The organism is Micromonospora sp. WMMD961, assembly GCF_029626145.1.
Lineage (GTDB): Bacteria > Actinomycetota > Actinomycetes > Mycobacteriales > Micromonosporaceae > Micromonospora.
Genome location: NZ_JARUBJ010000002.1, coordinates 1 through 12585, shown reverse-complemented (window position 1 = coordinate 12585; position 12585 = coordinate 1). Strand labels below are relative to the sequence as shown.

Here is a 12585-nt window from a genome sequence, read left to right as displayed (position 1 = left end):
AGACGGCGGCAACCGACGACACTCGTGCGGCGCCGAACGGCACCACCGCACCCACGCCGCCCCGTGCGCCTGCATCCGCGTGGTCCGGGGGCAGCCTCACCATCAGCGGCATCACCGCCGACACCACCGCCACGTACTGCATCACGGTGAACCGGCCGGCGGCGGCGACGGGTTCAGCGCCCTCACCGGGGGGACGAACCAGGTCACCGGCCAGATCGACCTGGACGCCTTCGTGGACTACCTGACCGCCCAGTCGCCGGTTTCCGCGCCGACGCTGGACCGGATCCGCACCACCGCCGAGGTCCCCGCCGCCTGACGGCCGACCCCGCGACGTCGGGCCCCGGAGTGAGCGCTCCGGGGCCCGACCCGTCCCCGACCCGTCCCCGACCCGTCCCCGACCCGTCCTCGACCCGTCCAGTCCACATGCCGCCCCGCCTGCTCGTCCCGGCCCCTGCCTGCCCGCCCCTGCCTATCTCTTCTCGCCCTGGCCCCGCCTCGCCCTGGCCCCGCCTCGCCCTGGCCCCGCCTCGCCCTGGCCCCGCCTCGCCCTGGCCCCGCCTCGCCCTGGCCCCGCCTCGCCCTGGCCCCGCCTCGCCCTGGCCCCGCCTCGTTTCGCCCGGTCGCCCAGCCGGTCGTGTCGGCCGCGTGATCACGCTGCACCCTTGAAGTAGTGGCCTCCGGGCGCGTGGATGCCACTCGAACCAGGATCGAGCGTGATCTTGCGGTCGGAGGCAGCATCCGGGAGCAAGATCCGCGCAACATCGGGGATGTTGCTGTCTCCCGTTTGCCGCAGGCAGCAACATCGGGGAACCTGCGCGGATCTTGGGCGCCGGGCCACCCGGGCGCTGGGTGCCGGACTAAACGCCGGGGGTGCTGGGTGAGGGCGGGGTGTGGGTTAGTCCTTGTCGCTCCGCTGCGCGAAGCGGCCCTAATCGGGAGGAAGTCGGTCTACTTCCGAGTTAGGCGGGGGTGGGGGTCGGCTCGGGGGAGGTGAGGGCCGGCGTCAGTCGGCCGTCCTGGTCCGTGGTGAGCAGTCGGCGCAGGGATAGTGCGACCAGGGAGGCGATCAGGCAGCCGCCGACCACCGTCGCCACCCAGACCTTGCCGTCTGCCGCGCCGATGAGCGGTCCGGCGGTCACCGGACCGATCACACCGCTGATGCCGAAGATCATCGAACTCATCGCGTTGTACCGGCCGCGCAGCTCGTCGGTGGCCAACGCGTTGGTCAACGCGGGCATGACCGGTGACAGCATCGTCTCGCCGAAGCCGAAGATCGCCGAGCAGGCCACCACGCAGAGGGCGGCCAGCAGGGCGTTCTTACCGCTGACCAGGCCAGCTACGCCGAGGACCAGCCAGGCGGTGGCGAACACCGCACCCACCACCGCCAGCGCACGGGTGCGGCTGCGCCCCTCGATCCGGCGGATCACCAGCAGTTGGGCGAGCACGATCATCACGGTGTTGGCGGCGAGCGCCCACGCCACCACTCGGGTCTCCACCTCGGCCACTCGCACCGCGTACGCGGCGAAGCCCACCTCGATCTGTCCGTAACCGCAGGTGGTGAGGATCAGCCCGAAGATCACCAGCCGTCGGAACGGACGGTCGCGAAGCACGGTCAGATAGCCGCCGGGCGACGGTTCGTCGACACCACGACGGTTTCCGAGTCGGTGACCCACCCCGGGCAGGGTGAGCAGGATGATGGCCGGCAGCAGGTAGGTCACCGCGTCCAGCAGATAGATCGTTTGGAAGGTGCTGAGTCGGGCGGTGTCGACGATCGCGCCGGAGGTCATGCCGCCGATGCCGATGCCCAGGTTGAGCAGGGCGAAGTTCAGCCCGAAGACGCGTTGCCGCTCACCGTCGTCGGTCAACGAGGCGAGGATCGTGTTCTGCCCGGACCAGATCGCCGAGCTGCCAACGGCGATCACCGTCATCACCAGCAGTGCCGACCCGGACGAGTCGACCAGCGCGAGCGAACCGGTGCCGATCGCTTCGATCAGTAGGCAGGGCACCACGATCCGACGCGCGCCGAACCGGTCGATCAGCGTCCCACCCAGCGGCGACAAGGCCAGGGTGACCGCGCCGTACCAACCGATCACGAGCCCGGCGCGGGCGTCGGTGAGCCCGCGTACGTCGGTCAGGTAGATGAACAGGAACGGCAGGGTCAGGCCACGCCCGATCGCCGACAGCAGGGTGCCGACGAGGATCCGGCGGGCTTCTCGACGGCGGGGCAGGGCACGACGCAGCATGACCGGCATTCTGTTCGTCGGGTGTGACACCACGCGACTCGTTTTGAGCGCACCCCGCTGTCGCCGAGGCCGACGGGTGATCAATCGCACGGTGTCCGCCGGGTCTGCGATGCTGGCCCGATGACCGGCACCTGGCGACATCTGCCCGCTACCGCCCGCGCCATCGCGGTGACCGCCACCGCGGCCGTGGCCGCCGCCCAGGCACGTGACGGGCAGGCGTACGACGAAGCGGTCGTCGGGCTCGCCGCCGACGAGCGCTCCGGCCTGGTGCTGGGCGCCGTGGTCCGGCTGCTGTTGGAGGAGAGCCACCCGGAGGGGCTGGCCGGTGATGACGTCCGCCAGGTGTTGACCCGCTGTGTGCAGGGGGCGGCGCGGTGGCGTTCGGACGTCGACCCGCACGTGGTGCTCGTCCTGCTGGCCGGGGCGCTGGGCGTGTACGACCCCGAAGGTGACGAGTCGCGACCGGACGCGTCGGCCCTGGCCCGGCACGCACCGCTGCTGGTGGCGGACCTGCTGGCGGCGACCGGCGCGCCGTTGGACGGCTACCTGGCCGCCGCGTTCGCCGAGATCGAGCGCACCGAACGACAGGACTGACGGACGGGGGCGACCACACCCGTGTGTGGCCGCCCCGTGTCCGGGTGGGTCAGGAGGCGGAGGCCGCCACCTCGAACGAGTACCAGTTGGGGTAGTCGCTGACCGTGCCGTCGGCGCGTACGGCGTAGACGGTCAGGTCCACGTACCCGATGGCGGTCGGCGTCCAGGTGATCGTGGCCCGGCCGTTCGCGTCGGCCGCCACCTCGGTCGGCTCGGCGCCGTTGAAGCTGTACTGGTAGGCCGTGGTGTCCGTCCAGCCCGGGGGTGGGGAGAAGGTGAAGGTGCCCTCGATTCCCACTCCGCCGACGGCCGAACCGTCCGGCGAGGAGTAGACGTCGGACTTCACCCCGGGGCCGGGATAGAAGGACGTGGACCAGTTGGCCTCCGGTGAGACGAACCCGTTGTCGCTGCGGCTGCGTACCTTGAGGTGGTGCCCGTTCGGGTTCGTGGCGAAGAAGCTGAAGAAGGCCGTGCCGTCCTCCTGGGCGTCCCGCGTCTCCGGCGTTCCCCCGTCCAGGGTGATCTCGTAGTCGCGGACACCGGTGACACCGGGGGCCGGGACGAACTTCAGCAGCACTTCCTGCCCCCACTCGGGCGTACCGTTCTCCACCCGCACCTCGGGCTCGACCCGCGGCACCAGAGTGCGGTACTCGACGGTCTCGGAGACGTTGCCCGCGAGGTCGATCGTGCGGACGCTCAACCGCTGCGGCCCGGAGCCGATCAGATCGATCGTCACGGTCGCCGAACCGCCGGGGGTGTTCGCCCGCACCGATCCCGGCTGGTCCAACGGGTGGGTGCACTCCAACTGGCCGTACGCGCCGCTGGCCGAGCAGCCGTGGCCGCCCAGGCTGCGCCACGAGTATTCGAAGCCGGCGACGTCCTTGTCGCCGTTCCCGGAGAAGGTGAAGACCGGCGACACGCCGGTCGGCGCCGCCTCGCCTGTGCTGTCCTGCGGGTAGTTGGCCGAGGTGATGGTGGGCTCGACGGGGGCGGTGCGGTCGTGGGTGAAGAAGCACTTCTTCGACCAGGGCGAGTAGTCCGCGCCGTCGGTCGCCCGAGCCTGCCAGACGTAGGTGGTGCCGTCGACCAGCGTGCCCTCGGGCAGGTTGACCCGATTGGCTCGGCCGGTGAGGCCGTGCTCACCGGTGAACACCTGGCGAGCGTCCGGGTTGGCTTTCGGCCAGATGGCGACCTCGGTCTCGACCGCGCGCTCGTCGTACTCGTCGGCGTCGCTGCCGACCGCCTCCAGGATGCTGGCGAACCCGCCGATGCGCGGGTAGGGCGCGAGTTGGGTGCAGGGCAGACCACCGTTGTACAGGTGGGCGGTGTCGATCTGCGGCACCGAGTTGAACTCGACGTTCAGGTCGACGCTGCGGTACGGGTGCAGCCGCCGGCCGTAGGACGCGTCGCTCTCGTACTGCTCCGGCACCCGGATCTCGAAGGTGATGTGACGCTGCCGGTGTGCCACCGCATCCTGCACCGCCGCGCCCACGTCGAACGTGATGGAGGCCCCCGGGCAGAACTGCACCGGAGTGAGGACCTCGCCGAGCTTGGCGAGCGGCGCGGGTGCTCGGTTCCAGGTCGGCGTCGTGGTGACCGGCTTCGTCCGCCAGATCTCGACGGCACGCTTGCTGCAGTCGGCGACGCTGCGTTCCTCGAGGAACACCTTGCCGCCGTAGATCTTCTTGCCCTCGTAGGCGGAGAGGTCGAAGGTGGCGTACACCCGCGAGGTGTGGCTCTTGCCCTTGTCGTCCTGCCAGGTGCCGAGCGGAACGTCGGTGGTGCTGTCCACCGGGTACGCCTTCTTCGGCGTCGCCGAGTCGGTCCACCCCACCTGAACCGACGGCGGACCGTCCAGGTGGGGTGCTGCGGTGGCGGCGTTCGCGGTGGAGATGAGAGTGAGCCCGCTGACGCCCAGCGTCAGCGCGATCGCGCTCACGATGCCACGGCGCGGCCTGGATCTGATCACAGTGAATGTTCCTCCCCGTTGTCACCCGTCGATTGAACGGATGATCAACCGAATCAGATCGCGCGCGGCAGCCAGGCGGCAACCACCTTTCGGCCGGCTCCGGGGCCCGTCGATAGGATTGATGATCAACGAGAGATGCCGGTGTCAGGCGGGAACGGTGGTCCGCCGCGCCACGACCTCCAGGTATTCCGCCGAAATCCGCACCGTGCCGTCGGTGGCCCGGTTGCGCGTACGGGCCAGCTTCACCAGGTCGGCGTGCAGCTCCGCTCGGCGCTCCTCGGGCAGCGCCTCGAACGCCTTCAACGTCGGGCCGTAGTTGGCCCGGAAGAAGAGGGCGAACTCCTCAGGTGTGCCGAAGCGGAAGACGAACTCCCGGCGTACCGCCCGAAGGTCGTGCACGGCCGCCCCGAGCAGCTCACGGACCCGGTCCTCGTCGCCCCACTGCACCGGCGGGCGCAGCCCGGCCGGGGGCGGCACGTGCCGCCCCACCGTGCGGAACAACTCGCCGATGAAACCCTGCGGCGTCCACGACGCCAGCGCGACCGTGCCTCCGGGCCGGCAGACCCGGACCAGCTCGGCCGCCGCCCGCTCCTGGTTCGGGGCGAACATCACGCCGACGACGGAGAGCACCGCGTCGAAGGCACCGTCGACGTACGCCAGGCGCTCCGCGTCCCCGGTCACGAACGTGACCGGAAGCCGTTCCGCCGAGGCCCGCGCGTGGCCGCGTTCCAACAGTTCGGGTACGTAGTCGACGCCGGTCACCGCGCAGCCGCAGCGGGCGGCGGCGATGGCGGCGTTGCCGGTCCCGGTCGCCACGTCCAGCACCCGAGCGCCCGCCGACAGGTCGGCCGCGGTCACCAGCAACTCGGCAATCGGGTGGATGAGGGCGGCGACGGCCCCGTAGTCGCCGCTTGCCCAGGTCACCTGCTGGCGTGCCTTCACGGCGGTGAAATCGAGTGCGGTGGTCATCAGTGGTCTCCCTCGGACGGCTCGTCGTGCCACCGACGCTAGGTGTGACAGCACGTCCAGGGATCGGTAGAAACACCTATATCGGCTGCGTAGAGCCCGTGTGAGGCCACCGCCGAGCGCGTGCCGGCGGCGCTGCTTCACAGATCGTCGGCCTGCCAGTCACCATCAACTGCCTTTTCCTGCGCCCAGGATGGGCGAAGCGCCCGGATACGAATCAAGGCCCCTCCGTGGAGGGGCCTTGACCTGCTGTTACCTCTGGTCGGGGTGGCCGGATTCGAACCGACGACCTCTTCGTCCCGAACGAAGCGCGCTACCAAGCTGCGCCACACCCCGAGGCGTGCCGACAAATAGTAGCCCACCCGGTCCGATGGTCAAACTCGGTACCCCCGCGGCCCGGAGCACCCCGCAGCCCACCCAGGATCCGCACACCATCGCCGATGCTGCTGCCTCAGGACGCGCCGAGGCAGCAACATCCCCGATGCTGCGCGGGTCTTGACCGGCGGGCGCGGCGTGCACCGGCGGGCGCGGCGTGCACCGGCGGGCGCGGCGTGCACCGGGGGGCGCGGCGTGCACCGGGGGCCGGGTCAGCGGGGGATGAGGGTCAGGATGCTGGCCTCCGGAGGGCAGGCGAAGCGGACCGGTGCGGTGGGGTGGGTGCCCAGGCCGGCGGAGACGTGCAGCCAGGAGTCCGAGCCCGGCCACCGGTGCAGGCCGCGCGCCATCGAGCGGGGCAGGCCGCAGTTGGTCACCAGTGCCCCGTAGCCCGGTACGCAGACCTGACCGCCGTGGGTGTGCCCGGCCAGCAGCAGCCCGAAGCCGTCCGCGGCCATCTGGTCGAGCACCCGTGGTTCGGGGGAGTGCGTCACCGCGATGGACAGGTCGGCCGAGGACGAGACCGCGCCGGACACGGCAGGGTAGTCGTCCCGGTCGATGTGGGGGTCGTCGACGCCGACCAGGTCGAGCTGCCGACCGCCGGCCTTCAGCATGGTCCGGGCGTTGTTGAGGTCGGCCCAGCCGGCGCCGGTGAAGACCTGACGCAGCTCCTCGTAGGGCAGCTCGACGCCCTCGGTGTACTCCCGGTCGGGCAGGAAGTAGGTGAACGGGTTCTTCAACACCGGGCCGGTGTAGTCGTTGGAGCCGAAGACGAACGCGCCGGGGAAGTCCAGCAGCGGCTGTAGCGCCCGCAGCACCCCTGGGACCGCGCCCGGGTGGGCCATGTTGTCGCCGGTGACCACCACCAGGTCGGGGTCCAGGGCGGCGAGCGACGCCACCCACCGCTGCTTGCGTGCCTGGTCGGGCATCATGTGCAGGTCGGACAGGTGCAGCACACGCAGCGGCTCCGCGTCGACCGGGAGCACCGGCACGTCGTACCGCCGCAGGGTGAACATGTTGCGCTCGACGAGCGACGCGTACGCGAGGGTGGCCGCGCCGACCGTGGCGGTTCCGGCGGCAAGCCGGAATAGTGTGCGCTTTCGCATGGCGTTCAGGGTAGTTTGACCGTCCATGAGCACGCTGAAGGACCGCCTCACCGCCGACATGCGTTCCGCGCTCAAGGCGCGCGACGAGCTGACCACCTCCACGCTGCGGATGGCCCTGGCCGCCGTCGGCAATGCCGAGGTCGCCGGCAAGGCCAAGCGCGACCTCACCGACGACGAGGTGCTCGCGGTGCTGACCAAGGAGGCCAAGAAGCGCCGGGAGGCCGCCACCGCGTTCGCCGACGCCGGCCGCGCCGAGCAGGCCGCGAAGGAGACCGCCGAGGGTGAGGTGCTGGACCGTTACCTGCCCAGGCAGCTCCCGGACGCCGAGTTGGCCGAGCTGGTGTCGGGGGCGCTCGCCGCGGGCGGCTTCACCGGGAAGGCCCAGATGGGCCCGGCGATGAAGGCGGCCCAGGCCGCGGTGGCGGGCCGGGCCGAGGGTGGCCGGGTGGCCGCAGAGGTACGCCGACAGCTCGGTCTCTGACACGCAGCGGGACCAGCGTCGGCCTACTGGGGCCGGACAGACGAACGGGCGGGCACCCGAGGAGGGTGCCCGCCCGTTCGTGTCAACTCGTCGGCTCAGCCGCCGGGACGACCGCCGGGTCGACCACCGGGCTGGTTGCCGGGCGGGTTACCCGGCGTGCCGCCGGTGTTGCCCGGCGCGCCGCTGCCGCTGCTGACCTGGATGCTGACCAGGCCACCCTTGATCGTGCGTCCGTCCGGGCTGGTGCCGGCGGCGTCGCCAGCCTTGCACGAGGAGGGGACCTTCGCGCTGGAGACGACCGGTTCGAAGCCGGCGCCCTTGAGCCGGGACTTCGCCTGGTCCACCGAGATGCACTTCACGTCGGGGATGCTGCGCTGGTCGCCCTCGGAGATCTTCTGGCCGGGCGGCTCGAAGTTAATCTTCGGCTTGCCCTTCATGGCGTCCCGCAGCGTCTCCCACACCGGCGGGTTGATGCCGTCCTTCTCCGCGTGCTTCATCTTGACGTTCGTCTGCGGCCAGTCCGGGTCGGCCATGATGCCGGCCACCGAGTACTGCTTGGTCATCGCGACCAGCGCGGCGGTCTTCTCCGAGTCGGTGGTGCCGGACTTGCCGGCCACCGGGTAACCGACGTCGTTGCGGACGTTGCCGGCGGTGGCACCCGTGCACTTCGAGGACGACGACTTGTCACCGACCGGGCAGCGGGCGGCGTCCACGGCGGCGCGGGCCACGTCGGTGCTGAACCGCTTCTCGCACCGCGGGTTGGCGATGTCCAGCTTGTTGCCCTCCGGGTCGCGGATCTCCTGCACCGGGATCGGTTCGCAGTACTTGCCGTCCGCGGCGAGGGTGGCGTAGGCGTTGGCCAGGTCGAGCGGGGTGGTCTGCGAGACGCCCAGGGTGAACGCACCCCACTGGTGCGCACCCTTCTCCAGGTCCAGGTCCTCCTGGGACCGGAAGTTGATGCCCAGCCGCTTCGCGGCCTTGACCACGTTCTCCGCACCGACCTGCTGCTGCAGGGGCACGAAGTAGGTGTTGACCGAGCGGCCGAACGCGCTCCACATGTTGTGCGGGCCGGCCATGCTGTCGGTGGAGTTGGTGGGGCAGTAGAAGCTGGTCCCCGGGCAGGCCGCCGGGCCAGGCCGGATGATGTACTCCGACTTGAACTGCTTCTGCGCGTTGATGCTGTAGCTGAGCGGGATGCCCTTCTCCAGCGCCGCCACGATGGTGAAGATCTTGAAGGTCGAGCCGGCCTGGTAGCCGGTGATGCCATCGCCACCGGTGAGCAGCGGGTTCACCGTGGCCGGGTAGTTGCCCCGGATCTTCTTCTTGCTCTTCGCCGGGTCGCTGGAGATCTTGTTCTTCGGGTTATTCGGATCGTCCAGCTTGAACTGCCGGTTCACCGCTAGCGCCCGGACCCGGCCGGTGCCGGGCTCGACCACCGCGACCATGGCGGCTTCCTTGCTGTTCTCGCTCTTGGCCTTGCGGACCGCCCTGTCCGCGGCCTTCTGCGCCTGGACGTCGATCGAGGTGACGACGGTGTAGCCGCCGCTCTTCAGACGACGCTCGCGGTCGTACGTGGTGGAGCCGAACGTCTCCTGATCCATCCACCAGCGGTAGAAGTAGTCGCAGAAGAAGCCCCAGCTGTTGACGTTGGCGGAGACGCAGCCGTTCGGGGTGCGCTTGTCCTTCACCTCGAGCTTGACGGCCTTGGCGGCGTCGGCCTCCTGCTGCGTGATGGCCTTGATCTCGACCATGTTGTCGATGACGTAGTCGCGCCGTTCCAGGGCGAGCGGGTAGCCGGCCTTGGTGGTCGGGTCGTTCGTCGTCGGCGCCTTGACCATGCCGGCCAGCAGCGCCGCTTCCTCGATCTTGAGCTTGCTCGGCGGCTTACCGAAGTAGACCTGGCTGGCGGCGAAGATGCCGTACGCGCCGTTGCCGAACGAAGCGAGGTTGAGGTAGCGGGTGAGGATCTCGTCCTTGGAGAACTCCTTGTCGACCTGGAGGGCCAGCCGCATCTCGCGGAGCTTGCGGGCGCTGGTGTCCTCGGTCGCCGCCACCACGTCGGCCGGGTGGGTGGCCGAGTAGGCGATGGCCAGCCGGACGTACTGCATCGTCAGCGTCGACGCGCCCTGCCGGCCGGCGCCCTCGTTCTGGTTGTTGACGAACGCGCGGGCGACACCGTTGATGTCGACGCCGTTGTGCTTGTAGAAGTCGTGGTCCTCGGCCGCGATGATGGCCTTCTGCATGTACGGCGAGATGTCGGCGAGCTTCACGTCGCGCCGGTTCTCGTCGTACATCGTCGCGAGCGGTGTCTTGCCGTCGGAGGCCAACAGGTAGCTGATCTGTGGCGCGCGGGCCACCGTCAGCTCTGTGGGCAGGGCGCCGAATGTCTCGGCGCCGGCCTTGGCGGCCAAGCCGGACATCGCCACCGCGGGGAAGGCCGCCGCAGCGACCACCACGCCGGCCAACAGGCCACACACGAGTAGCGATGCGGCGTTGGTCAGCACATTGTGGTCACGTTTCCGCATCCAGGTCACCTCGACAGGGTACGCGAGTAGGGAACGAGGGGCGCTGGGGCGTTCTTTCCCCATTTCCTGCGCGCGCTGCCCTCGTTGTGCTAAACGCACGACCCCCGGTGCTTGGTTGCGTGTGACCTGGCGTGAGTCTCCTCCGATTCAGCGAGGCGGCGCAGCGTTATCGCCGACCTGGGCGGGGTAACCGGCGGTCGAAGGCCCGGGAAGCCGGGAGTGTCCGGAATGATGGATTTGGCCGACAACGTTGCGTAATCGGTCGACTACAGAGCATGATGGAGGCGGCGACAAGGCCAGATGTCGTCCGCGCCGCCTTGGGGAAGGCAGGCCGGGCGATCGGGGGGAATTGCCGGCTGACGTGCATCGACGAGGTCGGTAGGTACTGCAAGGGGGGACGTGTACACATGGGCATGATCACTGACTGGCCGTCACTGGCGGCATGTCAGAACGGGGACCCGGACGCGTTGTTCGTACAGGGCGCCGAACAGAACGTGGCGAAGCGGATCTGCCGGAGCTGCCCAGTTCGGTACGAGTGCCTGGCCGACGCGCTGGACAACCGGATCGAGTTCGGTGTGTGGGGTGGCATGACCGAACGCGAACGGCGGGCGCTGCTGCGTCGTCACCCGCAGGTGACGAGCTGGCGCAAGATGTTCGAGGCCGCGATGAAGAAGAACAGCAAGGACAAGACCGGCAAGGACAAGATCCTGGTCAGCGCTACCAACTGACGCCGGTCACGGCCGGCTGATCGCCGCGCCGATCGTCCGCAGCCCGTCGACGTCGTGTACGTCGGCGGGCTGAGCCGTCACCGACACCGCGGGCACCGCCGGGAACGCCTCGGTGAAACGCGCGGCGACCTGCTGCTCGCGTACCGCCTGGCGGGCCAGCGCCGCGTGCGCCCGCAACACGTCGACGGTGGCCTCGTGCCCACCCAGCTCGGTCAGCCGCTCGGCGGCGACCCGGCTCTGCTCGGCGTCCAGCTCGGGCACCACCGGTCGGTGCACCCGGTTGAGCACCAGGCCGGCGAGCGGCATCCGCTCGTCGCGCAGACGGCCCGCGAAGTAGGCGGCCTCCCGGACCGCGTCCGGCTCCGGTGCGGCGACCAGCAGGAAGGCCGTCTCCCGCGCCTGGAGGATGCGGTACGTCTGCTCCGCGCGCTGCCGGAAACCGCCGAACATCGAGTCAAGGGCGGCCACGAAGCCGGACAGGTCGGTGAGCAGTTGGGCGCCGAGCACCTTCTGCACCACCTTCGAGAACATCCCGAACGAGGCCGTGACGAGGCTGAACATGCTCCGCCCGCCGCTGCGCGCCGGAGCCAGCAGCAGTCGCAGCATCCGGCCGTCGAGGAAACGGGAGAGTCGGGCGGGCGCGTCCAGGAAATCCAGCGCGGACCGGGACGGGGGCGTGTCCACCACGATCAGGTCCCACTCGCCGCGGGCGTGCAGCTGGCCCAGCTTCTCCATCGCCATGTACTCCTGCGTGCCGGCGAAGGTCGAGCTCATTGCCTGGTAGAACGGGTTCGAGAAGATCTCCGCGGCCTTCGCCGGATCGGTGTGCTGCAGCACCACGTCGTCGAAGGTGCGCTTCATGTCCAGCATCATGGCGTGCAACTCGCCGCCGCTGCTCTCGACGTCGATGCCCTTGACCTGGCGAGGGGTGTTGTCCAGCTCGGTCAGGCCCAACGACTGCGCCAGCCGGCGAGCCGGGTCGATGGTGAGCACCACCGTGCGTCGGCCGTGGTGTTCGGCGGCCCGCAGCGCCAGTGCCGCGGCGGTGGTGGTCTTTCCCACCCCGCCGGCACCGCAGCACACGACGATCCGCACGCCCGGGTCGGCGAGGATCTGGTCGACGTCCAGCTGCGGCGCCGTGTCTTCGGAAGGCACCAATCGAGCGTATCGGGCCGCGTGGGTCCACGCGCCCGTGCTGAGCTCAGGTGTGAGTCAATCGGCGCTGACGAGGGCCTGGGCCAGGGTCGAGAGGCCCACCCGGTCCACCCCGTCGGGCAGCAACGGCAGCTCGATCATCGGCAGCCCCAGCTCCACCAGGTCGGCGCGGAGCGAATCTTCCAGTTCGCGCCGGATGAGCTGGTCCCGGGCCTCGTCGTGCAAACCGGCCACGGTGTCCCGATCGGCCGGCAGCCCGGCGGCGACCAGCCCACGTCGCAGCTCCGCAGCCGTGACCGCGGGGCCGGCCGGCAGCCGCGGCCGAGCGCCGTTGACGATCACTTTCCCGATGCCGAAGCCGAGCGAGGTCAGGTCGGCGATCGCGTCAACCGTCTCCTGTACCGGCATCTCCTCCAGCAGCGTGACCACATGCACCGCGGTCA

General features: G+C 70.0%; 9 protein-coding genes, 1 tRNA gene and 2 pseudogenes. 4 read left to right on the top strand and 8 right to left on the bottom strand.

What is annotated here, in order from left to right; all coding sequences use genetic code 11:
- Positions 1-89: 89 nt before the first annotated feature.
- A pseudogene (locus O7614_RS00130) lies at positions 90-316 on the top strand (bifunctional metallophosphatase/5'-nucleotidase); the annotation flags it as partial.
- Between the two features lie 643 nt (positions 317-959).
- Here the strand turns inward: O7614_RS00130 and O7614_RS00125 are convergent.
- Positions 960-2243 (bottom strand): MFS transporter, encoded by a 1284-nt coding sequence (locus O7614_RS00125; RefSeq protein WP_278136479.1) that lies wholly within the window; start codon positions 2241-2243, stop codon positions 960-962.
- A 120-nt stretch (positions 2244-2363) separates the two neighbouring features.
- Between O7614_RS00125 and O7614_RS00120 the strand changes: the two genes are divergently transcribed.
- Positions 2364-2837, top strand: coding sequence for a hypothetical protein (locus O7614_RS00120; protein ID WP_278136478.1), 474 nt, complete (start codon positions 2364-2366; stop codon positions 2835-2837).
- Positions 2838-2886: 49 nt separating this feature from the next.
- On the opposite strand, the gene O7614_RS00115 is transcribed toward O7614_RS00120, so the two are convergent.
- The 4 genes from O7614_RS00115 to O7614_RS00100 form a co-directional block, all read right to left on the bottom strand.
- Positions 2887-4776 (bottom strand): hypothetical protein, encoded by a 1890-nt coding sequence (locus O7614_RS00115; protein ID WP_278136477.1) that lies wholly within the window; start codon positions 4774-4776, stop codon positions 2887-2889.
- Positions 4777-4950: 174 nt separating this feature from the next.
- Positions 4951-5775: a class I SAM-dependent methyltransferase gene (locus tag O7614_RS00110; protein WP_278136476.1), complete on the bottom strand. Its 825-nt coding sequence runs from the start codon at positions 5773-5775 to the stop codon at positions 4951-4953.
- Positions 5776-6031: 256 nt separating this feature from the next.
- Positions 6032-6108, bottom strand: a tRNA-Pro gene (locus tag O7614_RS00105).
- A gap of 251 nt (positions 6109-6359) precedes the next feature.
- Positions 6360-7253: a metallophosphoesterase gene (locus tag O7614_RS00100; RefSeq protein ID WP_278136475.1), complete on the bottom strand. Its 894-nt coding sequence runs from the start codon at positions 7251-7253 to the stop codon at positions 6360-6362.
- Between the two features lie 25 nt (positions 7254-7278).
- Here O7614_RS00100 and O7614_RS00095 point away from each other — a divergent pair, with 25 nt between their 5' ends.
- Positions 7279-7734, top strand: a complete 456-nt coding sequence (locus O7614_RS00095; protein WP_278136474.1) for a GatB/YqeY domain-containing protein — start codon at positions 7279-7281, stop codon at positions 7732-7734.
- A 95-nt stretch (positions 7735-7829) separates the two neighbouring features.
- Here O7614_RS00095 and O7614_RS00090 read toward each other — a convergent pair whose 3' ends face one another.
- Positions 7830-10259 carry a transglycosylase domain-containing protein gene (locus O7614_RS00090; RefSeq protein ID WP_278136473.1) on the bottom strand — a complete coding sequence of 810 codons (2430 nt, stop codon included), beginning with the start codon at positions 10257-10259 and terminating at the stop codon, positions 7830-7832.
- A 407-nt stretch (positions 10260-10666) separates the two neighbouring features.
- Between O7614_RS00090 and O7614_RS00085 the strand changes: the two genes are divergently transcribed.
- Complete coding sequence (locus O7614_RS00085) at positions 10667-10987, top strand: WhiB family transcriptional regulator (RefSeq protein ID WP_145778553.1); 321 nt, start codon at positions 10667-10669, stop codon at positions 10985-10987.
- Positions 10988-10993: 6 nt separating this feature from the next.
- Here the strand turns inward: O7614_RS00085 and O7614_RS00080 are convergent, their stop codons facing one another.
- Both O7614_RS00080 and O7614_RS00075 read right to left on the bottom strand, forming a co-directional pair.
- Positions 10994-12145: an ArsA-related P-loop ATPase gene (locus O7614_RS00080; protein ID WP_278136472.1), complete on the bottom strand. Its 1152-nt coding sequence runs from the start codon at positions 12143-12145 to the stop codon at positions 10994-10996.
- Between the two features lie 54 nt (positions 12146-12199).
- A pseudogene (locus O7614_RS00075) lies at positions 12200-12585 on the bottom strand (ATPase); the annotation flags it as partial.

Coding starts and splice junctions, on each gene's coding strand:
- O7614_RS00125 (WP_278136479.1), bottom strand. CDS start 2,243: ATGCTGCGTCGTGCCCTGCCCCGCCGTCGAGAAGCCCGCCGGATCCTC.
- O7614_RS00120 (WP_278136478.1), top strand. CDS start 2,364: ATGACCGGCACCTGGCGACATCTGCCCGCTACCGCCCGCGCCATCGCG.
- O7614_RS00110 (WP_278136476.1), bottom strand. CDS start 5,775: ATGACCACCGCACTCGATTTCACCGCCGTGAAGGCACGCCAGCAGGTG.
- O7614_RS00100 (WP_278136475.1), bottom strand. CDS start 7,253: ATGCGAAAGCGCACACTATTCCGGCTTGCCGCCGGAACCGCCACGGTC.
- O7614_RS00095 (WP_278136474.1), top strand. CDS start 7,279: ATGAGCACGCTGAAGGACCGCCTCACCGCCGACATGCGTTCCGCGCTC.
- O7614_RS00090 (WP_278136473.1), bottom strand. CDS start 10,259: ATGCGGAAACGTGACCACAATGTGCTGACCAACGCCGCATCGCTACTC.
- O7614_RS00085 (WP_145778553.1), top strand. CDS start 10,667: ATGGGCATGATCACTGACTGGCCGTCACTGGCGGCATGTCAGAACGGG.